This window comes from Micromonospora sp. NPDC005299, assembly GCF_042872345.1.
GTDB lineage: Bacteria > Actinomycetota > Actinomycetes > Mycobacteriales > Micromonosporaceae > Micromonospora.
On record NZ_JBIAKG010000006.1, the window covers coordinates 217,423 to 241,744 of the forward strand.

The window sequence follows — 24,322 nt, forward strand, 5'->3', positions numbered from 1 at the left end:
CATGTCGACCCACGACTTCATCGCCGTCGGGCTGGGCCCGTACAACCTGGGCCTGGCCTGCCTGACCGCCCCGATCGCCGACCTCGACGGCCTCTTCCTGGAGGCCCGCGACGACGTCGACTGGCATCCCGGCATGTTGCTGGAGAGCGCCCACCTGCAGACCCCGTTCCTCGCCGACCTGGTCACGCTCGCCGACCCGACCTCGCCGTACTCCTTCCTCAGCTATCTCAAGGAGACCGGCCGGCTCTACCCGTTCTACATCCGGGAGAACTTCTTCCCGCTGCGCCGCGAGTTCGACGCGTACTGCCGGTGGGCCGCCGCGAAGCTGCCCAGCGTCCGGTTCGGACACGAGGTCACCGCCATCGAGTACGACCCGACGGACGACCGGTACGTGGTGCACGCCCGGGTGGACGGCCGCGAGGTCACCCACCGGGCGCGCCGGCTGGTGCTCGGCACCGGCACCCCGCCACACGTGCCGCCGGCCTGCGCCGGGCTGGCCGGCGACGTGATCCACAACTCGCGGTACCGGGAGCACCGGGCCGCGCTGCGCGGCAGGCGGAGCATCACCGTGGTCGGCAGCGGGCAGAGCGCGGCCGAGATCTACCACGACCTGCTCGCCGACATCGACACCCACGGCTACCAGCTGAACTGGGTCACCCGCTCGCCGCGCTTCTTCCCGCTCGAATACACCAAGCTCACCCTGGAGATGACCTCTCCGGACTACGTGGACTACTTCCACGCCCTGCCCGAGCGGACCCGCTACCGCCTGGAAGCGGAGCAGAAGGGGCTGTTCAAGGGCATCGACGCGGAGCTGATCAACGCGATCTTCGACCTGCTCTACGTGAAGAGCGTCGGCGGCCCGGTGCCCACCCGGCTGCTGACCAACACCGAGCTGACCGAGGCGGCCCACGACCCGGAGCGCGGGACGTACACGCTGGGGCTGCACCACGTCGAGCAGGGGCGCGACTTCACCCTGGAGACCGAGGGGCTGGTGCTGGCCACCGGCTACCGCTTCCGCGTGCCCGCCTTCCTCGACCCGGTCCGGGACCGGATCCGCTGGGACGGCCACGGCCGCTTCGACGTGGCCCGCAACTACAGCATCGACCACACCGGACGGGGCATCTTCCTCCAGAACGCCGGCACCCACACGCACAGCGTCACCTCGCCCGACCTGGGCATGGGCCCCTACCGCAACTCCTGGATCATCCGCGAGCTGACCGGCCGCGAGCACTACCCGATCGAGAAGAGCATCACCTTCCAGGAGTTCGGCGCGCCGGCCGGGATGCCCTCGTGAGCGCGAGGAGCGAGCCGGTTCTGCGAGCCCCGCAGTCGCGAACGGAAGGTGGCCTCGTGACCGCGCCCACCCACCGCCGGCACGACCCGCGCCTCGGCGAGTTCAGCCTCCGCCCGCTCGACCCGGACACCGACGCCGCGCTGCTGCACGGCTGGGTCACCCACCCCAAGGCGGTGTTCTGGATGATGCAGGACGCCGACGTCGCCCGGGTGGCCGAGGAGTACCGGCGGATCGCCGCGCACCCGCACCACGACGCGTACCTCGGGTGCTGGCATGGCCGCCCGGCGTTCCTCGCCGAGCGCTACGACCCCGCCGAGGTCGAGCTGGTCGGCCTCTACGACCCGGCCCCGGGCGACGTCGGGATGCACTTCCTCTGCGCGCCCGCCGAGGCGCCGGTGCACGGCTTCACCCTCGCCGTGCTCACCACGGTGCTGGACTGGCTCTTCGCCGACCCGGCCACCCGCCGGGTGGTGGTCGAGCCCGACGTCCGCAACACCGCCGTGCACGCGTTGAACGCGGCCGTCGGCTTCAGCGTCGTCGGCCCCATCGCCAAGCCGGAGAAGACCGCCCTGCTGAGCGTCTGCACCCGCGAGCAGTTCCTGGCCGCCACCCATTGAGAGGTACCCGCGTGACCACCCCCTCCGCCGCCGTCGACCACCTCACCCCCGAGCTGTGGGCCGCCGCCAACCGCCAGTTGGTCCGCAAGGCCCTGGCCGAGTTCGCCCACGAACGGCTCATCACACCCGAGCCGCAGGGCTCCGGCCACTACCGGGTACGCAGCGACGACGGCACCGCCGAGTACCGCTTCGCGGCCCGGCGGCTGAGCCTGCACCACTGGTGGATCGACCCCGCCGGCCTGACCCGGCACGTCGACGGGCGGGAAGCCCCGCTGGACGCGGTCGACCTCTGCCTGGAACTGCGCGGCGCGCTCGACCTCACCGACGCCGTCCTGCCCGTCTACCTGGAGGAGATCACCTCCACCCTGGCCGGGCTCGCCTACAAGCTGGCCCGGCCCGAGCTGGCGGCCGCCGAGCTGGTCAGGGCGGACTTCCAGCAGATCGAGACGGCGATGACCGAGGGCCACCCGTGCTTCGTGGCCAACAGCGGCCGGATCGGCTTCGGCGTGCACGACCACCACCGGTACGCCCCGGAGGCCGGCCAGCCGGTCCGCCTGCTCTGGCTCGCCGCCCACCGCGCCCACACCACCTTCACCTGCGCCGCCGACCTGGACTACGACACCCACCTCCGGGCCGAACTCGGCGAGGAGATCCTCGCGGGCTTCGCGCGCACCCTCACCGGCCTCGGCCTCGACCCGGCCGACTACCTGCTGCTGCCGGTGCACCCCTGGCAGTGGTGGAACAAGCTGGCCGTCACCTTCGCCGGCGAGGTGGCCCGGCGGCACCTGGTGCCGCTGGGCGAGGGGCCCGACGAGCACCTGGCCCAGCAGTCCGTGCGCACCTTCTTCAACGTCACCGACCCGAACCGGCACTACGTGAAGACCGCGCTCTCGGTGCTCAACATGGGCTTCATGCGCGGGCTGTCCGCCGCGTACATGGAGCACACCCCGGCCATCAACGACTGGCTGGCCGACCTGATCGCCGCCGACCCCGTGTTCCAGCGGACCGGGCTGTCGATCATCCGGGAGCGGGCCGCGATCGGCTACCGGCACCGGCAGTTCGAGGCGGCCACCGACCGCTACTCGCCCTACCGGAAGATGCTCGCCGCGCTCTGGCGGGAGAGCCCCGTGCCCGGGCTGGAGCCGGGCCGGCGGCTGGCCACCATGGCCTCGCTGCTGCACGTCGACCGGGCCGGGCGCTCGTTCGCCGGTGCGCTGATCGCCGGCTCCGGGCTGGCCCCGGCGGACTGGCTGCGCCGCTACCTGGACGCGTACCTCGTGCCGGTGCTGCACGCGCTCTACGCGTACGACCTGGCGTTCATGCCGCACGGCGAGAACGTCATCCTGGTGCTCCGCGACGACGTGGTCGAGCGAGTGATCTTCAAGGACATCGCCGAGGAGATCGTGGTGATGGACCCGGCGGCCGACCTGCCGGAGGCGGTGAGCCGGATCCGCGCCGCCGTGCCCGAGGACGAGAAGGTGCTCTGCGTCTTCACCGACGTGTTCGACTCGTTCCTGCGCCACCTCAACGCGATCCTCGCCACCGAGGGGATTCTCGACGAGGAGACCTTCTGGCGGACCGTGGCCGAGTGCGTCAGGGCCTACACGGAGTCGGTGCCGCACCTGACCGAGCGTCACGACCTGTTCGCGCCCGAGTTCGCGCTGTCCTGCCTGAACCGGCTGCAACTGCGCAACAACCAGCAGATGGTCGACCTGGCGGACCCGTCGGCGGCGCTCCAGTTCGTCGGGACGCTGGCCAACCCCCTCGCCGCGTACGTTTCGCGGCCGTGAGCGCCCTCGCGGCGCCGGAGGCCCTGGTCGGCCCGGCGGTCCTGAAGCACCGCTGGTGGATCCTGGCCGTGCTCTGCCTGGCCCAGGTGACCGTGGTGCTGGACAACACCGTGCTCACCGTGGCGGTGCCGGTGCTCACCACCGAGCTGGGTGCCAGCACCAGCGACATCCAGTGGATCATCAACGCGTACGCCCTGGTCCTGTCCGGCCTGCTGATCAGCGCGGGCAGCGCGGCCGACCGGTACGGCCGGCGGCGGATGCTGCTGGCCGGGCTGGTGCTGTTCGGGGCCGGGTCGCTGGCCGCCGGGCTGGCCACGACGACCGGCCAGCTCATCGCAGCCCGGGCCGGGATGGGCGTCGGCGGGGCGCTGCTGGTCACCGCCACCCTCGCGGTGGCCGTGCAGGTCTTCGAGGGGCCGGCGCGGCAGCGGGCGATCGGGGTCTGGGCGGCGACCAGCGCGCTGGGCTTCGCGGTCGGGCCGCCGGTCGGCGGGATGATCCTCGCCCACCTGCCCTGGCAGGCCATCTTCCTGGTGAACGTGCCGGTGGTGCTGGTCTGCCTGGTCGCCGTCCGGCTGCTGGTGCCGGAGTCCCGCAAGGCGGTCACCGGCCGTCTCGACGTGCTCGGCGTGCTGCTGTCCACGGCCGGGCTCACCGGCGTGGTCTGGGCGATCACCGCCGGGCCGGACGAGGGCTGGGCGGCTCCGGCGGTGCTCGCCGCGGCCGTCGCCGGCGCCGTCCTGCTCGGCCTCTTCGTCGCCTTGGAACACCGGGTCGCCGACCCGATGCTGGACATGGCGTTGTTCCGCGACCCCCGGTTCACCGGCGCGGTGTCGGGGGTCGTGCTGATCACCTTCGGCGCGACCGGCGCGCTGTTCCTGCTCACCCAGCAGTTGCAGTTCGTCCGCGGCTATCCGGCCTGGGAGGCCGGGTTGCGGATGGCGCCGTTCGCACTCTCCATCGTGGTGCTCAACCTCACCGGGGTGGCCGCCGCGCTGATCCGCCGGATGGGCCGGCCCGCCGCGGTCGCCGTCGGGATGGCGCTGCTCGCCGTCGGGCTGCTGACCGTCACGTACACCCCCGGCGACGGCTATCCGGTGCTGCTCGGCGGCCTGCTGCTGATGGGCGCCGGCTGCGCGCTGGCCAATCCGGCGATCGTCGAGGCGGTGGTGAGCGCGCTGCCGCCGGAGCGGGCCGGCGCCGGGGCGGGTGTCGACGGCACCATGACCGAGGTCGGCGGCAGCCTGGGCGTCGCCGTGCTCGGCGCGGTGCTGAACGCGCGGTTCGCCGCGCTGCTGCCCGCCGCGCTGGCCGGGGCCGGCTCGTTCCCGGCCGCGCTGGCCGCCGCCGGCACCGACGGCGAGCGCGTCCTGGTCCGGGACGCGTTCCGGGTGGCGCTGGAGACCGGGCAGACGGCCGGGGCGGCGGCCGTGCTGGCCGGTGGCCTGGTCACCGCGTACCTGCTGCACCGCGCCCGGCACCGCTGACGGCGCCGGGCGTGGCCCGCCCGGTCACGCGACCAGCTGCCAGAGCAGGAACAGGTTGAGCGCCACCACGAGGGGAGAAACGGAGCGCGGGCGGGATCATCCGGGCTGACCATGCTGGTCGACCACCTGCGGACACGGACGAGCGGCCGCCCGGGGAGGGGCGGCCGCTCGTCGGGGCGGGCCGGGTCAGGCGGCGGTGGACCAGATGGCGCGGAACGCCGCGGCCTCGCCCGCCAGCCACTGCTCGACCTGCTCCGGCTTGACGTCGGCCGGCATCCGGTAAGACTCGCCGCGCCGGACGTCAACCAGCACCGGCTCGGCGTGCGGAAGGACCGCGTCCATGTGCCGAGCCATCAGGTGCAGGGTCGCCAGGGTGGTCTCCTCGCTCGGCGGGGCCTCGTCGAAGTGCAGCCGGATCGCCTCGGCGCGACCGTCGGCGTAGCGCACGCCGAACTGTGGGTTGATCTTCACGGGCAGGTCGCCCAGCATGGCCAGCGCGTCGCGGGTCTGGGCCAGGTCGACGCCGGCCGGCTCGCCGAGCGAGTGCAGCCAGGTGGTCGCCCCGGGCACCAGCGCCTCGTAGAGCGGGCGCCAGCGCGGCTTGACCAGGTCGGCCACCTGGGCCAGGTGGGTGCCGCCGGTGTGGAAGGCGACGTCGGCCTTGAGCGCCTTGACGAACTGGCCGTGCGGGTTGAAGCCGTGCCGGCTCGCCCGCTGCTTGCGCAGGCCGCCGACGAAGGTGGCCTTGGTGGGCCCGGTGCGGTCCACGTAGCGGGCAAACCCGAGGAGGGTGGCGTAGGGGGTGACAGGGGCGGCGGAGGTGGGCGCAGTCACGAGCATCCTCCCAGGTCAAAAGCTCGATTAGTACATACATTCTAATCGACAGGTCTGACATCGCCCAGGGGTGAGCGACGTCAGATCGTGCGGTCGGGCACCGCGCACCCGTCCGGGGCGCACATGCCCTCGGCGCCACCGACAACCGGCAGCGGCTGCGGCGTGGGACGGCTCTCGGCCCACGCCTTGTCGATGACCGCGAGCAGGTCGTCGATGCCGATGGCCCCGGGGACGGCGAAGCGGCCGTCGAACACGAGGAACGGCGCGCCGCGGGCGCCGAGCCGCTGTGCCTCGCGCTGGTCGGCCGCCACGCGGGCCCGGTAGCGGCGGCTACGCAGGGCCTCGGCGGCCTTGGTGCGGTCCAGGCCCACCTCGGCGGCGAAGTCGAGGACCTCCTCGGCGGTCCACAGCTTGCGGGCCTGCCCGAAGTGCGCGCGGAACATCGCCGTCCAGATCTCGTTTCCGCGGCCCTGGTCGGTCGCGTAGGCGAGCAGTTCGTGGGCCAGGTCCGTCGGACCGAGCGTGCGGTCGACCGCCCGGTACGGCGTCAGGCCCTCCGCCTCGGCGGCCCGCTCGATCGGCCGCAGGACCCGGTCGACGGTCGTCGCGGGGGCCCCGGCCATCTTGATCAGCTCTCGTTGACTGACGCCCGCACGTGGCAGGTCGGGGTGTAGCTGGAACGACCGGTGGATGACGTGCACCTGGTCGCCGTACGGGAGCCGGTCCAGGGCCAGGTGGAGCCGGTGGTCCATCAACCCGCAGTACGGGCAGACGATGTCCGACCAGAATTCGATCTTCACGGTACCCTCCTCCTATTTCTCACTTCCTGTTCGTAGCCCCATGATGCATTAGAATTTGAGAGCCACAAAAGGCACATTCATGTGTGTAGCGACTGAATGCGGGGAGGCAGCGGCGGTGAGCGCAGACGACCTTCGACGGCGACGAACCAACGTCCGGGCGAACGTGCGGGACGTGCCGGGGCCCTGTGCGCACTGGAACGACGAGGACGCCGACTTCATCCGCGAGGTCCTGGACCTCGTTGGCGACAAGTGGAGCGTGTTGATCATCGGTACGCTCGCCGACGGCCCCATCCGCTACTCGGACCTGGGCACCGCGATCCCCGGCATCTCCCAGCGCATGCTCACGCTGACCCTGAAGCACCTGCAGCGCACCGGGCTCGTCACCCGGACCTCCTACCCGGAGGTCCCGCCCCGCGTCGAGTACGCCCTCACCGAACTCGGCGCCTCGCTCCTGTCCACCGTCCTGGCCCTGGCGGCATGGTCCGCTGATCACCATGCCGAAATCCGCCGCCATCAGACCGCGTACGACAACGTGAGCTCGGCCTAGGCGAGGAGAAGGACCTACAGCTGCCCGACCTCGGTGATCCGCACGACCGCGGCGCCCGCCTCGTCGGAGGCGGCGAGGTCGATCTCGGCGCTGATGCCCCAGTCGTGGTCGCCCTCCGGGTCGTCCAGGATCTGGCGTACGGTCCACCGCTCCCGGCCCTGCTCGATCATCAGCAGCGCCGGCCCGCGCGCGTCCGGCCCCACCCCGATCGAGTCGTACGCCTCGAAGTACGGCTCCAGCGCGTCCGCCCACGCGTCCGCGTGCCAGCCGTGCTCGGCGTCCAGCTCCCCGAGCAGATCCCAGCGGCGCAGCGCCGCCAGCTCGACCCGGCGGAACAGCGCGTTGCGCACCAGCACCCGGAACGCCCGCGCGTTGCGGGTGACGGCCGGCGGCCGGTCGTCCAGCGCGGCGGCGACCTGCTCGACGTCGGACGGGTTGCGCAGCCGCTCCCACTCGTCGATCAGGCTGGAGTCGACCTGGCGAACCAGCTCGCCGAGCCACTCGATGAGGTCGACCAGCTCCTCGGTCTTGGCGTCCTCGGGGACGGTCTGCCGCAGCGTCTTGTACGCGTCTGCGAGGTAGCGCAGCACCAGGCCCTCGGAGCGGGACAGGCCGTAGAACTGGACGTACTCGGTGAAGGTCATGGCCCGCTCGTACATGTCGCGGACCACGGACTTGGGGGAGAGCTGGTGGTCGGCGACCCAGGGGTGGCCCTGCCGGTACATCTCGTACGCCGACTCCAGCAGCTCGGCGAGGGGCTTCGGCCAGGTCACCTCGTCGAGGAGTTCCAGGCGGGCCTCGTACTCGATGCCTTCGGCCTTCATGGCGGCGACCGCCTCACCGCGGGCCTTGAACTGCTGCGCGGAGAGCACCTGGCGGGGGTCGTCCAGGATCGACTCGATCACGCTGAGCACGTCGAGCGCGTACGAGGGGGACTCCCGGTCGAGCAGCTCGACGGTGGCCAGGGCGAGCGGGGAGAGCGGCTGGTTCAGCGCGAAGTCGAGCTGGAGGTCGACGGTGAGCCGCACCCGCCGGCCCTGCTCGTCCGGCTCGGGCAGTTCCTCGACCACCCCGCCGGCTCGCAGCGCTCGGTAGATGGCGATGGCCCGGCGGATGTGCCGGCGCTGGGCGGCCGGGTCCTCGTGGTTGTCGGTGAGCAGGTGCCGCATCGAGGCGAACGCGTCGCCGGGGCGGCCGATGACGTTGAGCAGCATCGAGTGGCTGACCTGGAAGCTGGAGGTCAGCGGCTCCGGCTCGCCCTCGACCAGGCGTTGGAAGGTCGGCTCGCCCCAGCCGATCGACCCCTCCGGCGGCTTCTTCTTGACCACCTTGCGGCGCTTCTTCGGGTCGTCGCCCGCCTTGGCGAGGGCCTTCTCGTTGTCGATGACGTGCTCGGGGGCCTGCACCACGACCCGGCCGAGGGTGTCGAAGCCGGCCCGTCCGGCCCGGCCGGCGATCTGGTGGAACTCGCGGGCCTTGAGCAGCCGGGTGCGGGTGCCGTCGTACTTCGACAGCCCGGTGAAGAGCACGGTGCGGATCGGCACGTTGATGCCGACGCCGAGGGTGTCGGTACCGCAGATGACCTTGAGCAGCCCGGCCTGGGCCAGGGTCTCGACGAGGCGGCGGTACTTGGGCAGCATGCCGGCGTGGTGCACGCCGATGCCGTGCCGGACCAGCCGGGACAGCGTCTTGCCGAAGCCCGAGGTGAACCGGAAGTTGCCGATCGCCTGGGCGATCATGTCCTTCTCGGCCCGGGTGCAGACGTTCACGCTCATCAGCGCCTGCGCGCGCTCCAGCGCGGCGGCCTGGGTGAAGTGCACGACGTAGACCGGGGCCTGCTTCGTGTTTAGCAGCTCCTCCAGCGTCTCGTGCAGCGGCGTCATCGCGTACGAGAAGAGGAGCGGGACCGGCCGCTCGGCCGAGCGGACGACGGCGGTCGGCCGCCCGGTGCGCCGGGTCAGGTCGTCCACGAAGCGGGTGGTGTCGCCGAGCGTGGCGGACATCAGGACGAACTGGGCCTGCGGCAGCTCGATGATCGGCACCTGCCAGGCCCAGCCCCGGTCCGGCTCGGCGTAGAAGTGGAACTCGTCCATGACCACCTGGCCGACGTCGGCCCGGGTGCCCTCGCGCAGCGCCAGGTTGGCCAGGATCTCCGCGGTGCAGCAGATGATCGGGGCGTCGGCGTTGACGCTGGCGTCGCCGGTGAGCATGCCGACGTTCTCCGCGCCGAAGACCTCGCAGAGGGCGAAGAACTTCTCCGAGACCAGCGCCTTGATCGGCGCGGTGTAGAAGGTGGTCCGGTCGTCGGCCAGCGCGGCGAAGTGCGCGGCGATCGCCACCAGGCTCTTGCCCGAGCCGGTCGGCGTATTCATGATCACGTTCGCGCCGGAGACGATCTCGATGACCGCCTCCTCCTGGTGGGGGTAGAGGTCCAGACCGCGCTCGGACGCCCAGCCGGCGAACGCGTCGTAGAGGGTGTCGGGGTCGGCGCTCTTCGGCAGCGCGGCGGTGAGAGTCATGGCGACTCCCATGGTGCCTGGATCATGGGCCGCCGCGCCAACCGGGTTCAGTGCCGCCGGTGGACCAGGTCGAAGATCTCCCGCCCGGCGGTCAGCGCCCGGCGCTCGAACTTGGTCACCGGCCGGTGCGCCGGGCGGGGCGCCCAGCCGCCGTGCACGTCGATGAGCTCCGGGTCGGCGGTCAGCGTCTCGCGCATCGCCTCCGCGTACTCGGCCCAGTCGGTCGCGCAGTGCAGCGTCCCGCCGGGGACCAGCCGGGAGCGCAGCAGCGCCACGTGCGCCGGCTGGATGATCCGCCGCTTGTGGTGGCGGGCCTTCGGCCACGGGTCGGGGAAGAAGACGTGCACCGCGTCCAGGCAGCTCTCCGGCATGGCCCGCACCAGGTCCAGCGCGTCGCCCTTGGCCACCCGCACGTTGCCCAGGCCCTGCCGTTCGACCAGGTCGAGCAGGTTGGCGATTCCGGGCGTGTGCACCTCAACCGCCAGATAGTGTCGGTCCGGGTCGGCGGCCGCCATCGCCGCGGTGGCGTCGCCCATGCCGGAGCCGATCTCCAGCACCAGCGGCGCCCGCCGTCCGAACAGCGCCGTCGGATCGCACGGCCCGTCCAGGTCGTCGATCTCCAGGCCGTACGCGGGCCAGAGCCGGGCCAGCGCGTCGCGCTGCCGGTCGCTCATCCGCCCGCGACGCGGGTGGAAGGTGCGGATACGGGCGGCGTGGGCCGGCGGCGCGGCGCTGAAGTCGGTGGAGGTCACAGCGACCCGAGCGTACGCGACCGCCGGAGCGGATCGGATGTGATGGGCGGCCCGGGGTGAGAGGATTCATCCCGTACGGCAGGACGGGTGGCCCGCCGCCCGACCCCGACGCCGGGAGGGGGCATGGTGTCAGTCACGGGACGTGCGGCGCTGCTGGTCGCGGCCGCCGCGTGCGCCGCCCCGCTGGTCGGCGCGCTGCCCGCCCAGGCCGCCGCGCCCGCCGCCCCGGTTTCCTCCGCGGCGCTGGTGCGGGCTGCCGCCCTGGTGCCCGCCGCCGAGCCCGCGCCCGGCCAGCCCGGGACGCAGCCGTCGCCCGGCGACCTCATCTTCGTGGAGGTCACGCCGAGCACCGTCGAGGCCGGCTTCCTGGTGGGCATCCGGGCGAGCTGCCGGGACAACTCGGTGCCGGCCACCGTGGTCTCCGACGCGTTCGGCCGGATCCAGGTGCAGCCGCAGCGCGGCCTGCTCACCGCCTCGCCGATGGTCCGGGAACGCACCCGCCCTGGCAACTACCGGGTGAAGCTGGAGTGCCCCAGCGGGCAGACCGCGTCCACCATGCTCCAGGTGGTCAAGCGGGTGCAGCCCAGCCGCGGGCCGGCGACCGGCTTCGGCGGCACCGCCGGCAGTGGCCTCGGCGGGCTGCTGGTGCCGCTCGGGCTGGCGCTGACCGTGGTCGGCGCGGTGGTCGGCGTGGCCGCGTCCCGCCGGCAGCCCCGTACCCTCCGTGGCGCCGCCCGGCGCTGAGCCCCGCCATGACCGCGAACCCCACCCCCCAGCCCACCCCCCGGACGGCCCGGGCCGCGGGCCGCAGCCCCTGGTCGGTGCCGCTCGCCGTGCTGCTGGTGCTGGTCGGGGTCTTCGCCACCGGTGCCGGGCTGGGCCGGACCGCCGGGCCGTTCGACTGGGCCGACGCGGCGACCGGGTCGAGCCGGCGCACCACCGAGCCGACCCGGGCACGGGAGCCGGCCAGCCTTCCGGTCCGCCTCGCCGTGCCGGCCATCAAGATCACCGCCCCGGTCACCCCGGTCGGTCAGGCCCGGGACGGCTCGATCGACGTCCCGCCGCTGACCGAGCACCACCAGACGGGCTGGTACAACCGCGGGGCGGTGCCGGGCGACCCGGGCCGGGCGATCATCGTCGGCCACGTGGACACCAAGAGCGGGCCGGCGGTCTTCTACCGGCTGCACGACCTGAAGCCGGGGGACCGGATCGAGGTGACCCGGTCGGACCGTAGCGTGGTCACCTTCAAGGTCGACACCGTCGAGTACTTCGACAAGGCCAACCTCCCCGCCGACCGGGTCTACGGCGACGCCGGCCCGGCCGAGCTGAGGCTGATCACCTGCGGCGGCGAGTGGGTGGGCGGGCACACCGGCTACCAGGACAACGTGATCGCCTTCGCCTCCCTCCTCAACACCCCCAACCCCTGACCCTCGGCGACTTCCCGTTCGCTCCGAATGGCAACTCGCCAAGATCCGGAGGGGTCACGCCGTCGAGGCGCGATTTGCGGGGTCCGAGGCCGGGTCGGGCATGGTCCGGGAGACGCTACGAACTTGATGACGTGGATGACTCAGCCGGCCTCGCCTCCCAGCCGGAGTGATTCACCTACGACATCACGTTTGTAGGCGCTGAGCAGGAGGCGGCCTACCGGGCTGTGTGCCTGCGCGCGCCTTTCGAGATGACGTCGGCAACGACTCGAAGGTGCTACCACCGCCAGAAACGAGTTCGGCGGGCAGATCAGCTAGGAATCTGCTCGGCGACCCACAGCCCCCGGCCCTGGAGGCCGACGACCAGGCCGCGATCCTGGAGGATGATGATCGCCCGCTGCACGGTCGTCACGCTGACGCTGTAGAGATCGGCGAGTTCCTTGTACGTCGGCAGCCGTTCGCCAGGCGGGTACTCGCCGCTCCTGATGCGGGCAGCGATGTCCTCGGCCACCTCGCGATAACCGGTGGTGGGGATTGGCATGTGGGAGGTCCTTCGTTCGGCACCTCCCATCGGATCATGAGCGGTATCCACCTTCAACACCAACATTGCCTTAGGTACTAAAGGTCTCTAAGCTGTACCGCGGTCGGTCCTTCGTTCGGCAAACGCTGGGCCGCGCCACGAAGCGACCGTCCAGATCTCGCGGAAGGCGTTGAGCATGCCGATGGATGACGGCGAGATCACGCCCGCCGACGAGTTGTTCGCGATGATTGCGGATCATCGACGCCCACTGGACCCGCGCCCTCGACCGGCCCTGGCGGGCCGGCGGCTGCCTGGAGTGCCGCGACCGGGACGCCTGTCCACAGCTCGACTGGGCGCTGACGCTCATGGCCGAGGTCGCCTCGACCATGTTCCAGAAGTAGGCGGGAGGTTCAGCCCTTGGCGGGGACCTGCTGGACCACCTCGAACTCCAGCAGGGTGGCCCCGGTGGCGACCGGCTTGCGCGGCTCGCCGCCCGGGCCGCCGGCGTGCGCGGCCCGCGACGGCCCCTGCGCCCACGCCTGGTAGGCCTCCTCGGTCTCCCAGCGGGTGTAGACGAAGTAGCGGTTCTCCCCGGCGACCGGGCGGAGCAGTTCGAAGCCGAGGAAGCCGGGGGAGTTCTCCACCGCGCCGGCCCGGGCCGCGAACCGCTTCTCCAGCTCCTCGCCGGCGCCCGGCGGGACGTCGATCGCGTTGATCTTCACGACTGCCATGGCTCCACCCTAACGAGCCGGGTCAGAAGGTCTCGACGGCCGGCACCAGGTCGGCGTCGACCACGATCGGGGCGTGGTCGGAGGGGCCCTTGCCCTTGCGGGCCTCCCGGTCCACGTACGCCGAGGTGACCGCGCGGGCGAACGGCGCGGTGGCGTAGACCAGGTCGATCCGCATGCCCTTGTTCTGGTGGAACATGCCGGCCCGGTAGTCCCAGTAGGTGTAGGGGTGCGGGCCCTTCATCGGCGTCGGCACCACGTCGCTGAGGCCGAGGTCGCGCAGCGCGGCCAGGGCGGCCCGCTCGGCCGGGGTGACGTGGGTGGAGGCGACGAAGAGCTTCGGGTCCCAGACGTCGGCGTCGGTCGGGGCGACGTTGAAGTCCCCGCAGACCGCGAGCGGCAGCCCGCCGGCCACCTCCGACTCCAGGGCGTCGCGCAGCGCCGCGAACCAGGCCAGCTTGTACGCGTAGTGCGGGTCGTCGGGGGAGCGGCCGTTCGGCACGTACACCGACCAGACCCGCATGCCGGCGCAGGTGGCCGAGATGGCCCGGGCCTCCGGCAGGGGGAAGCCCGGCTCGCCGGGGAAGCCGACCGCCACGTCGGCCAGACCGACGCGGGACAGGACGGCCACCCCGTTCCAGCGGCCGTCGCTGTGGCTGGCCGCCTCGTAGCCCAGCTCGCCCACCTCGGCGACCGGGAAGGCCCCGTCGGGGCACTTGGTCTCCTGCAGGCAGACGACGTCGGGCTTCGTGGTGGCCAGCCAGTCGAGCAGACGGGGGAGGCGGGCCTTCACCGAGTTGACGTTCCAGGTCGCCAGGCGCATGTCTCCAGCCTGCCGCATCGGCGGTCACCCCGCCGGGTCAGCCGGCGGGGTGTCGCGCCGTCGCTCAGCGTTCCGGGGTGTCCCCGGGGCGCGTCTGCTCGGCGAGGAAGCGTTCCAGCTCGGCGCCGAGCTCGTCGGCGGTGGGCAGCGGGCCGGTCTCCGGGGCGAGCAGGCTCTTCTCGCCGCGGCCGCGGGCGAACGCGTCGTACTGCTCCTCCAGGGCCTGCACCAGGGTGGCCGCCTCCTCGGTCTGGGCGACCTGGCGGTCGATCTCCACCCGCATTACCTCGGCGGCGGCGCCCAGGCCGTCGCGGGGCAGCAGCAGCCCGGTGCTGCGGGACACCGCGGCGAGCAGCGCCTCGGCGGCGGCCGGGTACTCGGTCTGGGCGACGTAGTGCGGCACGTGCGCGGCGAAGCCGAGGGCGTCGCGACCCCGCTCGCCGAGGCGGTATTCCAGGAGGTGGCCGACGCCGGCGGGGACCTGGACCTTCTGGAGCCAGGGCTCGTACCCGGAGATCAGCTCGCGCCGGGTGGCGTGCGCGGTGACGCCGCTGGGCCGGGTGTGCGGGACGGCCATCGGGATCGAGTTGAGCCCGACGGTGAGCCGGACCTCGAGCCGGGCGCAGAGCGCGGCGACCGCGGCCACGAAACGCTCCCACTGGACGTCCGGCTCGGGGCCGGTGAGCAGCAGGAACGGGGTCTCGTCGTCGTCGCGCAGCAGGTGCAGCTCCAGCGCCGGGGCGTCGTAGTCGGCCCAGTGGTCCTCGACGAAGGTCATCACCGGCCGGCGAGAGCGGTAGTCGAAGAGCTGGTCGACGTCGAAACGGGCGATCGGCCGCGCCTCCAGGGAGGTGAGGAGCTGCTCCCGGGCCAGCCGGGTGGCGCTGCCGGCGTCGACGAAGCCGGTGAGCGCCTGGATCAGCACCGGTTGGCCGAGATCGGGCAGATCGTCGGTGAGTTCGTAGAGCTCGTGTGGGTCGAGCACCGGTTGGACCTTCCTGTCGACGCGTACGGGGTGGGCCGTGTGCACTCGGCACCCCGTTCGGCCAACGTACCGGCCGCCGTGGTCCATTCCGTTACGGGCCGACTGATGATCACAATTCGGCGACGGCACGGGATCGCTCCTCCTCCCGGTCCGGGTGCGGGTCCACCGAAAGGACGAGTTAGTCGATCACTGGGTGGGCTCGGGAAGGCTGCGAGGTTCCTGCCCGGGGCGGTGCGACCCGGGCCACACCGGAGGTTTTCCCGGGTCGCGAGGTCCGTCACGGGCCGGCCCGGGGCGGGGACCGCTGTCCGGTTTCGCGGGCGCAGACTGTGGCGAGGGCCACCCGATGGGCCTGGGTGATCCCGGTTTGCCCTGTCTAGCCTCGTTGAATGCGTGACGAAGGCACCCTCGACGACCAGTACGGCCTCGGCGACTCGGCTGACCGTTCGGACGATACCCCCTCGACCGATCAGTCGACCACTTGCGCGGAGGCACCCACTGCCCGCGGTTCCCTGCGTACCCGCTTCGGCACCCTCATGAACCCCCTGGCCGCCCGGCCCGGCCGGACGAAGATGGCCGTGGCCACCGGCGCGGTCTGCTGCCTCGGCCTGGTGGGCGGCTTCAGCCAGATCGGCGCCCGCCCGGCCGGCGACGCCCCGAACCCGGCCGCCTCGGCCGACGTCGCCCAGCGGGCGGCCGTCGACGCCGCCTCCCGCGGCCTGGCCCGCGAGAGCACCGCCCCGGTCACCCCCAGCGCCACCCCCTCGGCCAGCCCCTCGGCGACCGCGAAGCCGAAGCCGAAGGCGAAGCCCAAGCCGCGCCGGATCGTCCCGGTCGCCGGCCTGGACCAGACTCAGATGAACAACGCCAAGAAGATCGTGCAGGCCGGCCGGGAGATGGGTGTGCCGCGTCGCGGCCTGGTCATCGCGGTGGCCACCGCCATGCAGGAGAGCACCCTGCTGAACTACGCCAGCGGCGTGCTGCCCGAGTCGCAGAGCTACCCGCACCAGGCCATCGGCTGGGACCACGACTCGGTCGGGCTGTTCCAGCAGCGGCCGAGCAGCGGTTGGGGCACCGTCGAGGAGCTGATGGACCCGGAGTACGCCACCAAGGCGTTCCTCTCCGCCCTGGAGGAGATCCCCGGCTGGCAGGACCTGCCCCTGAGCGTCGCGGCCCAGGCCGTCCAGGTCTCCGCGTTCCCCGACGCGTACGCCCAGCACGAGTGGCGTGCCAACACGGTGGTCAAGGAGATCCTGGGCTGACGCTCCGCCGGGGTTGCCGCGAGGCCGGGCCGGGTACCAGGGACTTGCCGGTCCCGGGTACACATGAGGGGGCCGCGGACAGGAGGACGTCATGTCACTGGTGCAACGACTCACCGCCTTCCTGCGATCGCCCCGCGGTCAGCAGCTGGTCGACCGCGGCCGGCGCGAGCTGGCCAAGCCGGAGAACCAGGCGAAGCTCAAGCAGCTCGCCACCCGGCTCTCGTCCCGCCGGCGCTGACCGCTCCGCCCCCGCAGCAACGACCCCCGGGAGCCCCCTCGTGACCGACTCCGCCCCCGTCGACGGCGAACCCGCCCTCCCCCCGAAGCCGGCCGCGCCGGTGGAGGCGCCCGAGGGGCCTCCGGCCCGGCTCTGGGACCGGATGCGGGACGACCCGCAGTACGCGCCGGAGCACCTGGCCCTGGAGGCGGTGCGCCGGCTCGGGCCGGAGGCGGCGCAGTGGGCCGAGCGGGAGCGGGCGCAGCGGCCGGACGTCCCCGCCGACGAGCTGGCCGACCAGGCGGTGCGCAAGTTCGTCAACCACGCCCGGCTCTCCGGCGCGGTCTCCGGCGCGGCCGGGCTGCCCGGCGCGGTGATCGACGTGGGCGTGCTCGCGTGGACCCAGGCCCGGCTCGTGCTGCACGTGGCCGCCGCCTACGGGGTCGACGCGGTCCACCCCGACCGGGCCACCGACCTGCTCGTGCTCCAGCGGGTGCACAAGGTCGCCGAGAGCGCCCGGCTCGCCCTCGGCGTGGCCGCCGGTCGGGAGCGCGCCGGCGCGCTGTTCGGCACGGGTGGGCAGCGCCCGCTGGGCCGGGTGATGCTCCAGCTCGGCGTCCGGCTGGCCCGGATGGCCGGGGTGCGCGCCGCCAAGCGGATGTTCGCCAAGGTGATCCCCGGCGCCGCGATCATCCTCGGCACCTGGGCCAACTCGTCGGCCACCAGGGATCTCGCCGACCGGGCCCGCGCCCTCTACCGGGGCGGCCCGCGCCAACTGCCCGGCCCGCGCCGGTCCTGACCACTGCCCACGGACGCCGGCCGGGGGCGGTGCGCCGCCGGCGGTCGGCCCGGCACCCCCGGGGTCAGTCGGCCCAGCCGGCCGCGTCCCAGGTGACGTCGGCGAGCCGGTCCTGGCCGGCGGCGTTCGGGTGGAACCAGTCCAGCGCGTTCACCTCGTCCAGGCTGAACCGGGTCCGGTGCACCGCGCCGCCGTCCCAGCGGCAGCGCGACCCGTACGCGCGGCAGGCGGCGCGCAACTGCGCGTCGTAGGCGTCGATCCGCTCCCGGAACCGGGCCCGGCGGGCCACCGCGGCCGGCGCGGTCGACGTGGCGTCGGCCAGCAGCGCCGGGCAGACGCCGCGCGACCAGGCCCGCACCGCCCGGGACTCGGTGTGCCCGATCTCCCAGAGCCGGTGCAGGTCGGGCAGGCTGACCATCAGCACCCGCGCCTTCGGCCGGCCCTTGCGCAGCACCGCCAGGGCCGCGTCGACCTGCTGGCGGAAGGTGGCCGTCGGCGTCATGTCGTCGATGTCGTTCCGGCAGGCGTCGTTCGCCCCGATCAGCACGGTGACCAGGTCGGCCCGGTCCCGTACCGCCGCCCTTGCCTGGTCGGCGAGGCCGGCCGCGCGGGCGCCCGGCGCCGCCCGGTTGTACGCCCGCAGCGTCGGGTTGTCCTCGTGCAGCCGCCGAAAGAGGCTGCGCACCCGGAGGCCGTCCCCGCTGGACCAGGAGTGGCGTTCGCAGCTCACCAGGACCAGGCAGGAGCCGAAGCCGCTGGTGATCGAGTCGCCGAGCGCCGTCAGCACCTTCGGGGCGCCCGGGGGCCCGGAGCCGGACGGGCGGGGCGACGCCGAGCCCTCGCCGTCGCAGGCGAGCGCGACCAGCGCCGCGAGGCAGGCCAGCGCGGCGATCCAACGTCGAGGCATACCTTCCCCGGTCCGGCGGCAGAAGCGGCGCGTCGACCCTATGCGCCTCGGCCGTCCGGACGGGGGCACTGTCGCCTTTCCGGCATCGACAACCGTCGTTCACATCAGCGTGTTACGACCGGTTTGTGAACCGGCGTCAGCGCCGCCAGGGCGCGGGCTGGCCGTGCAGCCACCAGTGCAGCGCCCGGGTGATCCGGGGCAGCACGAGGTAGGTCATCAGCGGGGTCAGGCAGAGCGTCATGAGCAGCGTCCGCGCCGCCAGCGGCACGTCGGCGATGAATCGGGCGGTGAGCAGGGTGGCGGTGAGGCTGAGCGGGAAGAAGGCCAGCCAGATGGTGACCGCCTGCTTCCAGCGCGGCGGGGCGGCCGGCGCGGCGGCCTCGGCGTCGCCGCCCGCGAACGTCTCGACCACGTGGTCCACCGGCGGGTCGAACCAGCCCTCGATGCCGGTGCGGCGCTCGGTCCGGGTGTGCTCGACGATGCCCTGCGCCGAGGTCAGCCACCAGTGCCGCTGCGGGGAGTCCTCCCAGCCGCGCAGTGTGTCCTGGTTCGCGAACCGGTACATCACGTGCCACTCGGCGGAGCCTGGCGCGCTGCGGACGAACCCGGCGCCCAGGAATCCGGGGAAGCTCTCGGCCAGCGCCGTACCGGCCCGGATCCACGCCACCATCTCGTCGGTGCGCGCCGGATCGGCACGCCGCGAGACGGCGACCGTCACCGGCACCGCGTGCGTCGTGGTCATGCCCGTCCTCTCCGCCGCCGCCGGAATCTCCGGCGGTCCCGGCAGACCGGTGTAACGCACCGTCCGGTCGGGCGCATCCGGGGAGTACCCGCTTGGTGTCCGGGATCACCGGCCGCGGCCGGGCCGTCCCGGCGGGACCGGTTAACCCGCGCCGCGCGGGGGTAGCCCGGAGGAATGACGCGATCACAGCCCCGCCGCCGGGTCAACGCCGCGTACAGCGCGTTGAACCTGCGGCTCGTGCTCGCCCTGTTCGGCCTGGTCACCATGACCGTCTTCGCGGTGCTCGCGTTCGCGGCCGACGTGACCTGGCTGGGCGTCGTCTGCGCGATCCTCGCCGCAGTGGCCGTGGTCGACCTGGTCGTGATCCAGCGCCGCCGCGCCGCGCGCCACCGCGAGGAGCCGGGCGCGCGGCACTCGCTGTTCGAGTGACAGGAGTACGACATGCCCATCGCCACCACCAATCCCGCCACCGGACAGGTGCTCAAGACGTACGACGCGATGTCGGACGAGCAGATCGACGCGGCGATCGAGCGGGCCGACCTGGCCTTCCGGCAGCTGCACGGGACCACGATCGCCGAGCGCGGCCGGTGGATGATCGCCGCGGCCGACCTGCTGGAGGCCGAGCGGGACGAGACCGCCCGCCTGATGACCACCGAGATGGGCAAGACGTACGCCTCGGCCAAGGCCGAGGTGACCAAGTGCGCCACGGCCTGCCGCTTCTACGCGGACAACGCCGCGAAGATGCTCGCCGACGAGCCCGCCGACGCCGCCGCGGTCAAGGCGAAGCGGGCGTACGTCCGCCACCAGCCGATCGGCCCGGTGCTCGCCGTGATGCCGTGGAACTTCCCGCTCTGGCAGGTGATGCGGTTCGCCGCGCCGGCCCTGATGGCCGGCAACACCGGGCTGCTCAAGCACGCCTCCAACGTCCCGCAGACCGCCCTCTACCTGGAGGAGCTGTTCCGGCGGGCCGGCTTCCCGGAGGGCGCGTTCACCACCCTGCTGGTGGGCTCCGAGGCGGTGGACCGGATCCTCAGCGACCCCCGGGTCCGGGCCGCCACGCTCACCGGCAGCGAGCGGGCCGGCCGCTCGATCGCCCAGGTCGCCGGCCGGGAACTCAAGAAGACCGTGCTGGAGCTGGGCGGCAGCGACCCGTTCGTGGTGATGCCCTCGGCCGACCTGGACAAGGCGGCCGAGGTGGCCGCCACGGCCCGCTGCCAGAACAACGGCCAGTCCTGCATCGCCGCCAAGCGGTTCATCGTGCACACCGACGTCTTCGACGCCTTCGCCGAGAAGTTCGCCGCCCGGATGTCCGCGCTGCGGGTCGGCGACCCGATGGACGAGAACACCGACGTCGGCCCGCTGGCCAGCGAGGGCGGCCGGGACGAGATCCACGCCCAGGTGCAGGACGCGGTGGACAACGGCGCCACCGTCCTGTGCGGCGGCGAGAAGCCGTCCGGCGACGGCTGGTACTACCCGCCGACCGTGGTCACCGACCTGCGGCCGGGGATGCGGATGTGGGCCGAGGAGGTGTTCGGGCCGGTCGCCGGCCTCTACCGGGTCGGCTCCTACGAGGAGGCGATCGAGGTCGCCAACGGCACCTCCTTCGGCCTCGGCTCCAACGCCTGGACCAGCGACCCGGCCGAGCAGGAGCGCTTCGCGGTCGACCTGGACGCCGGCAACGTCTTCATCAACGGCATGACCACGTCCTATCCCGAGCTGCCGTTCGGCGGTGTGAAGAACTCCGGGTACGGGCGTGAGCTGTCCGCTGTGGGCATGCGCGAGTTCTGCAACACCAAGACCGTCTGGGTCGGCGAGGGGGAGGCCGGCGCCGGAGCCGGGGCGCACTCCGAGTAGTCGCGATTGACCGGACACCGTCATGGGTAGGAGGTGCCCCCATGACGGTGTTCGGCTTCCACGCGTCCCACGAGCAGATCCACCCGTCCCGGCTGCTGGCGGCGGTGACTCACGCCGAACGCGCCGGCTTCGACGCCGCCATGTCGTCGGACCACTTCTCGCCGTGGAGCGCCCGGCAGGGACACTCCGGCTTCGCCTGGTCCTGGCTCGGCGCGGCGCTCCAGGCCACCAACCTGCCGTTCGGGGTGGTCAACGCGCCCGGCCAGCGCTACCACCCGGCCATCGTCGCGCAGGCCATCGGCACCCTGGCCGCCATGTACCCGGGCCGGTTCTGGGCCGCGCTCGGCACCGGCGAGGCGAGCAACGAGCACATCACCGGCACCGGCTGGCCGCGCAAGGACGTCCGCGCCGCCCGGCTGCGCGAGTGCGTGGACGTGATCCGGGCGCTCCTCGCCGGCGAGGAGGTCAGCCACGACGGGCTGGTCACCGTGGACCGGGCGAAGCTGTGGACCCGGCCCGAGCAGCCGCCCGCGCTCATCGGCGCGGCGGTCAGCGTCGAGACCGCCCGCTGGTGCGCCGAGTGGGCCGACGGCCTGATCACCGTCAACGCGCCGGTGGCCCACCTGCGGCGGATGATCGACGCCTACCGGGACGCCGGCGGGCGCGGGCCGCTGCACCTCCAGGTGCACGTGAGCTGGGCGCCCGAGCAGGCCGAGGCCGAGGCGATCGCGTACGACCAGTGGCGCAGCAACGTCTTCGCCCCGCCGGTCTGCTGGGACCTGGAACTGGCCGACCACTTCGACGTGGTCAGCGAGGACGTGCCGATGCAGCGGGTCAGCTCGGTGGTCAACGTCTCCGCCGACCTGGGCCGGCACGTCGGCTGGCTGGAGGAGTACGTCGCGCTGGGCTTCGACCAGATCGCCCTGCACCACGTCGGGCAGGAGCAGCGCGCCTTCATCGACACGTTCGGGACCGAGGTGCTGCCGAAACTGCGTACCGCCGCGTGATCACGTCGGCCCCGCCGGCCGCCTAGGCTCGTACTCCATGGAAGCTCTGATCGAGGTCGTGGTCTTTCTCGCGATCGCGACCTTCGGCGCGGCGCTGGCCCGGCGGCTCGGCCTGCTGGCGCCGATCCTGCTGGTCGTGCTCGGCCTCGGCCTGTCCTTCGTGCCCGGTCTCCCGCAGGTCCGCCTCGACCCGGAACTGGTGCTGGTGGGCATCCTGCCGCCGCTGCTCTACGTGGCGGCGCTGAAGACGTCGGTGCCGGCGTTCCGGCTCAACCTCCGGCCGATCCTGCTGCTCGCCGTCGGGCTGGTGATCTTCACCGCGTTCGTGGTGGGCACCGTCGTCCACCTGCTCCTGCCCGACGTGCCGTACGCCATCTGCCTGGCCCTCGGCGCGGTGGTGGCGCCGCCGGACGCGATCGCCGCCACCGCGGTGGCCCGGCGGGTGGGCCTGCCCCGGCGGATCGTGACGATCCTGGAGGGGGAGAGCCTGGTCAACGACGCCACGGCGCTGGTGCTGCTGCGAGTGGCGGTCGCCGCGGCCACCGCGGCCGGCGGTCACGTCGGGGTCGGCGAGGTGGCCCGCGAGGTGGTGGTCTCGGCGGGCGGCGGTGTCCTCGTCGGGCTGCTCGGTGTGGTGGTCTTCGGCCACCTGCACAAGCGGATCACCGACCCGGTGCTGGACAACGCGCTGTCGCTGATCGTGCCGTTCGCGGTGGTCTTCGCCGCCGAGGAGATCCACGCCTCCGGGGTGGTCGCCGTGGTGGTCACCGGGCTGGGCATCGGGCACAAGCAGCCGCTGCTGATGTCCGCCGCCTCCCGGCTGCAGGTCGGCGCGTTCTGGCGGCTGATCCAGTTCCTGCTGGAAGGGCTCGTCTTCCTGCTGGTCGGCCTGCAACTGCGCGAGGTGCTCCGGGACCTGGACGAGCCGGTCGGCCGGCTGGCCGGGATCACCGCCGCGGTGCTGGCCGCCGTCGTGCTGAGCCGGTTCGTCTGGCTCGTCCCGGCCACCTACCTGGCCCGGCTGGTGCCCCAGGCCCGCCGCCGGGACGCGCCGCCCCCGGTGCAGGTCCCCCTCGTCATCGGCTGGGCCGGGATGCGCGGCGTGGTCACCCTCGCCGCCGCGCTCGCGCTGCCGCTCACCCTGGCCGACGACCGGGCGTACCCGCGGCAGCTGTTCATCTGGCTGGCGTTCGCGGTCATCGTGGTGACCCTGGTCGGGCAGGGCGCCACCCTGCCGGCCGTGGCCCGGGCGGCGAAACTGCCGCCGGACGACCCGGTGCAGGACGCGCTCTCCGCCGCCGCTGTGCAGCAACAGGCCAGCCGCGCCGCCCGGGAACGGCTGGAGGAGCTGGCCGAGGGGGCGCCGGACGCCGTCGTGGAACGGCTGCGCGGGCTGGTGCAGAGCCGCACCAACCTGGCCTGGGAACGGCTCGGGGGCGACACGCGGGAGACCCCCTCCCGGGCGTACGGTCGACTGCGGCAGGAGATGATCGACGCGGAGCGGGAGGTTTTCCGGGCCGCGCGCGACTCCGGGAAGATCCCGGAGGAGGTGCTGGTCCGCGCCTACCGCGACCTGGACCTGGAGGAGTCGTTGCTGCGACAGGAGGCCGACGAGTGAGCTGCCAGCACCTGACCGAGGCGGGCGACGCCACACCTGCGACCACGACCGAGTGCCCCGACTGCGTGGCCATCGGCAACGACGACTGGGTGCACCTGCGGGGCTGCCTGACCTGCGGGCACGTGGGCTGCTGCGACTCCTCGCCCTACCAGCACGCCACGAAACACTTCGAGTCGACCGGGCACCCGGTGATGCGCTCGATCCAGCCCGGCGAGACCTGGCGCTGGTGCTTCGTCGACGAGGAGATCGGCTGACCGGTCAGGCCAGCCGGCGTTCCAGCACCTGGCCGGGCCACGGCTGCCGGCCCGGGCGCTCGACCGTGAACCGGTCGGTGGCGGTGAAGCCGCAGCCCTCGTAGAACCGGACCAGCGCCCGGTCGTCCCCGCCGTAGCAGTCCACCCGGAGCAGCCCCAGGCCACGCTCCCGGGCCAGCTCCGCCGCGTACGCCAGCAGCCGCGCCCCGATGCCGTGGCCCGCGTACGCCCGGTCGGTGACCAGCAGGTTGACGAACAGCTCCGGTTCGGTGGCCGGCGGCACGTACGCGGTGGCCGCCCCCACCACCAGGGCGCCCACCGCGGTGTCGCCGAGCATCGCCAGATACAGCCCGCCGCCGGTGGCCCACGCGTCGGCCTGGGCGATCCGGCGCGGATCGGTCGACGCGGGTTCGGTGCCCCACTGGCCGGTCCGGCCGCGCGCGACGAGCCAGGCGGTGGCGGTGTCGAGCAGTCGCAGCACGGTGTTGGCGTCGGCCGGGCCGCCGGGGCGGATGGCGATGGTCTGCTGGTCCGTCATGCCC

27 protein-coding genes are annotated in these 24,322 nt (G+C 73.0%); 16 read left to right on the forward strand and 11 right to left on the reverse strand.

Annotated elements, in window-relative coordinates:
• Nucleotide 1 precedes the first annotated feature (1 nt).
• Genes ACFYPD_RS19205 through ACFYPD_RS19220 form a run of 4 tightly spaced genes read left to right on the forward strand, consistent with a single transcriptional unit; the run spans nt 2 to nt 5,188 of the window.
• Nucleotides 2-1,294 carry a lysine N(6)-hydroxylase/L-ornithine N(5)-oxygenase family protein gene (locus ACFYPD_RS19205; RefSeq protein WP_387114940.1) on the forward strand — a complete coding sequence of 431 codons (1,293 nt, stop codon included), beginning with the start codon at nt 2-4 and terminating at the stop codon, nt 1,292-1,294.
• A gap of 56 nt (nt 1,295-1,350) precedes the next feature.
• A complete protein-coding gene (locus ACFYPD_RS19210) occupies nt 1,351-1,911 on the forward strand; it encodes a GNAT family N-acetyltransferase (protein ID WP_387114943.1) in 561 nt (186 codons plus the stop codon).
• 11 nt (nt 1,912-1,922) lie between these two features.
• Nucleotides 1,923-3,701, forward strand: a complete 1,779-nt coding sequence (locus tag ACFYPD_RS19215) for an IucA/IucC family protein (RefSeq protein ID WP_387114946.1) — start codon at nt 1,923-1,925, stop codon at nt 3,699-3,701.
• Nucleotides 3,698-5,188 carry an MFS transporter gene (locus ACFYPD_RS19220; RefSeq protein ID WP_387114949.1) on the forward strand — a complete coding sequence of 497 codons (1,491 nt, stop codon included), beginning with the start codon at nt 3,698-3,700 and terminating at the stop codon, nt 5,186-5,188. Before ACFYPD_RS19215 ends, ACFYPD_RS19220 begins: the two co-directional genes overlap by 4 nt.
• A gap of 186 nt (nt 5,189-5,374) precedes the next feature.
• Here ACFYPD_RS19220 and ACFYPD_RS19225 read toward each other — a convergent pair whose 3' ends face one another.
• On the reverse strand, nt 5,375-6,022 hold the full coding sequence (locus ACFYPD_RS19225) for a hypothetical protein (protein ID WP_387114953.1): 648 nt from the start codon (nt 6,020-6,022) through the stop codon (nt 5,375-5,377).
• An 80-nt stretch (nt 6,023-6,102) separates the two neighbouring features.
• Entirely contained in the window at nt 6,103-6,822 is a 720-nt protein-coding gene (locus tag ACFYPD_RS19230) for a DsbA family protein (RefSeq protein ID WP_387114956.1), read from the reverse strand.
• Between the two features lie 163 nt (nt 6,823-6,985).
• Between ACFYPD_RS19230 and ACFYPD_RS19235 the strand changes: the two genes are divergently transcribed.
• On the forward strand, nt 6,986-7,369 hold the full coding sequence (locus ACFYPD_RS19235; RefSeq protein ID WP_387114959.1) for a winged helix-turn-helix transcriptional regulator: 384 nt from the start codon (nt 6,986-6,988) through the stop codon (nt 7,367-7,369).
• Nucleotides 7,370-7,383: 14 nt separating this feature from the next.
• Here ACFYPD_RS19235 and ACFYPD_RS19240 read toward each other — a convergent pair whose 3' ends face one another.
• Both ACFYPD_RS19240 and trmB read right to left on the reverse strand, forming a co-directional pair.
• A complete protein-coding gene (locus tag ACFYPD_RS19240) occupies nt 7,384-9,888 on the reverse strand; it encodes a DEAD/DEAH box helicase (RefSeq protein WP_387114970.1) in 2,505 nt (834 codons plus the stop codon).
• Between the two features lie 47 nt (nt 9,889-9,935).
• The gene (gene trmB, locus ACFYPD_RS19245; protein WP_387114973.1) at nt 9,936-10,640 is read right to left on the reverse strand and encodes a tRNA (guanosine(46)-N7)-methyltransferase TrmB; all 705 of its coding nucleotides are present in this window, start codon (nt 10,638-10,640) and stop codon (nt 9,936-9,938) included.
• 123 nt (nt 10,641-10,763) lie between these two features.
• Here trmB and ACFYPD_RS19250 point away from each other — a divergent pair, with 123 nt between their 5' ends.
• Together ACFYPD_RS19250 and ACFYPD_RS19255 are read left to right on the forward strand one after the other, a co-directional pair.
• Nucleotides 10,764-11,384, forward strand: a complete 621-nt coding sequence (locus ACFYPD_RS19250) for a hypothetical protein (RefSeq protein WP_387114975.1) — start codon at nt 10,764-10,766, stop codon at nt 11,382-11,384.
• An 8-nt stretch (nt 11,385-11,392) separates the two neighbouring features.
• A complete protein-coding gene (locus ACFYPD_RS19255) occupies nt 11,393-12,067 on the forward strand; it encodes a class F sortase (protein ID WP_387114977.1) in 675 nt (224 codons plus the stop codon).
• Between the two features lie 307 nt (nt 12,068-12,374).
• On the opposite strand, the gene ACFYPD_RS19260 is transcribed toward ACFYPD_RS19255, so the two are convergent.
• Nucleotides 12,375-12,605, reverse strand: coding sequence for a winged helix-turn-helix domain-containing protein (locus tag ACFYPD_RS19260; RefSeq protein ID WP_387114980.1), 231 nt, complete (start codon nt 12,603-12,605; stop codon nt 12,375-12,377).
• Nucleotides 12,606-12,832: 227 nt separating this feature from the next.
• Here ACFYPD_RS19260 and ACFYPD_RS19265 point away from each other — a divergent pair, with 227 nt between their 5' ends.
• The gene (locus tag ACFYPD_RS19265; RefSeq protein ID WP_387114983.1) at nt 12,833-12,985 is read left to right on the forward strand and encodes a hypothetical protein; all 153 of its coding nucleotides are present in this window, start codon (nt 12,833-12,835) and stop codon (nt 12,983-12,985) included.
• Between the two features lie 9 nt (nt 12,986-12,994).
• On the opposite strand, the gene ACFYPD_RS19270 is transcribed toward ACFYPD_RS19265, so the two are convergent.
• The 3 genes from ACFYPD_RS19270 to ACFYPD_RS19280 form a co-directional block, all read right to left on the reverse strand.
• Complete coding sequence (locus tag ACFYPD_RS19270) at nt 12,995-13,315, reverse strand: antibiotic biosynthesis monooxygenase family protein (RefSeq protein WP_387114986.1); 321 nt, start codon at nt 13,313-13,315, stop codon at nt 12,995-12,997.
• Between the two features lie 22 nt (nt 13,316-13,337).
• Complete coding sequence (locus ACFYPD_RS19275) at nt 13,338-14,135, reverse strand: exodeoxyribonuclease III (RefSeq protein WP_387114989.1); 798 nt, start codon at nt 14,133-14,135, stop codon at nt 13,338-13,340.
• 64 nt (nt 14,136-14,199) lie between these two features.
• Entirely contained in the window at nt 14,200-15,120 is a 921-nt protein-coding gene (locus ACFYPD_RS19280) for a proteasome assembly chaperone family protein (protein WP_387114992.1), read from the reverse strand.
• Nucleotides 15,121-15,509: 389 nt separating this feature from the next.
• Between ACFYPD_RS19280 and ACFYPD_RS19285 the strand changes: the two genes are divergently transcribed.
• The 3 genes from ACFYPD_RS19285 (at nt 15,510) to ACFYPD_RS19295 (ending at nt 17,398) form a co-directional block, all read left to right on the forward strand.
• On the forward strand, nt 15,510-16,382 hold the full coding sequence (locus ACFYPD_RS19285) for a peptidase M23 (RefSeq protein WP_387114995.1): 873 nt from the start codon (nt 15,510-15,512) through the stop codon (nt 16,380-16,382).
• A 91-nt stretch (nt 16,383-16,473) separates the two neighbouring features.
• Nucleotides 16,474-16,620, forward strand: coding sequence for a hypothetical protein (locus tag ACFYPD_RS19290; RefSeq protein WP_355056502.1), 147 nt, complete (start codon nt 16,474-16,476; stop codon nt 16,618-16,620).
• A 40-nt stretch (nt 16,621-16,660) separates the two neighbouring features.
• A complete protein-coding gene (locus tag ACFYPD_RS19295; protein WP_387114998.1) occupies nt 16,661-17,398 on the forward strand; it encodes a hypothetical protein in 738 nt (245 codons plus the stop codon).
• Between the two features lie 64 nt (nt 17,399-17,462).
• On the opposite strand, the gene ACFYPD_RS19300 is transcribed toward ACFYPD_RS19295, so the two are convergent.
• Both ACFYPD_RS19300 and ACFYPD_RS19305 read right to left on the reverse strand, forming a co-directional pair.
• Complete coding sequence (locus tag ACFYPD_RS19300) at nt 17,463-18,305, reverse strand: GDSL-type esterase/lipase family protein (protein ID WP_387115001.1); 843 nt, start codon at nt 18,303-18,305, stop codon at nt 17,463-17,465.
• Nucleotides 18,306-18,441: 136 nt separating this feature from the next.
• Nucleotides 18,442-19,047 carry an antibiotic biosynthesis monooxygenase gene (locus ACFYPD_RS19305; protein ID WP_387115004.1) on the reverse strand — a complete coding sequence of 202 codons (606 nt, stop codon included), beginning with the start codon at nt 19,045-19,047 and terminating at the stop codon, nt 18,442-18,444.
• 174 nt (nt 19,048-19,221) lie between these two features.
• Between ACFYPD_RS19305 and ACFYPD_RS19310 the strand changes: the two genes are divergently transcribed.
• The 5 genes from ACFYPD_RS19310 to ACFYPD_RS19330 are packed head-to-tail and all read left to right on the forward strand — an operon-like array spanning nt 19,222 to nt 23,780.
• Nucleotides 19,222-19,476 (forward strand): DUF6343 family protein, encoded by a 255-nt coding sequence (locus tag ACFYPD_RS19310; protein ID WP_091310296.1) that lies wholly within the window; start codon nt 19,222-19,224, stop codon nt 19,474-19,476.
• Between the two features lie 12 nt (nt 19,477-19,488).
• Complete coding sequence (locus ACFYPD_RS19315; RefSeq protein WP_387115007.1) at nt 19,489-20,901, forward strand: NADP-dependent succinic semialdehyde dehydrogenase; 1,413 nt, start codon at nt 19,489-19,491, stop codon at nt 20,899-20,901.
• Nucleotides 20,902-20,942: 41 nt separating this feature from the next.
• Nucleotides 20,943-21,908, forward strand: coding sequence for a TIGR03885 family FMN-dependent LLM class oxidoreductase (locus tag ACFYPD_RS19320; protein ID WP_387115010.1), 966 nt, complete (start codon nt 20,943-20,945; stop codon nt 21,906-21,908).
• A gap of 37 nt (nt 21,909-21,945) precedes the next feature.
• Nucleotides 21,946-23,526 (forward strand): Na+/H+ antiporter, encoded by a 1,581-nt coding sequence (locus ACFYPD_RS19325; RefSeq protein WP_387115014.1) that lies wholly within the window; start codon nt 21,946-21,948, stop codon nt 23,524-23,526.
• On the forward strand, nt 23,523-23,780 hold the full coding sequence (locus ACFYPD_RS19330) for a UBP-type zinc finger domain-containing protein (RefSeq protein ID WP_387115017.1): 258 nt from the start codon (nt 23,523-23,525) through the stop codon (nt 23,778-23,780). The genes ACFYPD_RS19325 and ACFYPD_RS19330 overlap by 4 nt, the downstream gene beginning before the upstream one ends.
• A 4-nt stretch (nt 23,781-23,784) precedes the next feature.
• On the opposite strand, the gene ACFYPD_RS19335 is transcribed toward ACFYPD_RS19330, so the two are convergent.
• Complete coding sequence (locus ACFYPD_RS19335) at nt 23,785-24,318, reverse strand: GNAT family N-acetyltransferase (protein WP_387115020.1); 534 nt, start codon at nt 24,316-24,318, stop codon at nt 23,785-23,787.
• Nucleotides 24,319-24,322: the final 4 nt, after the last annotated feature.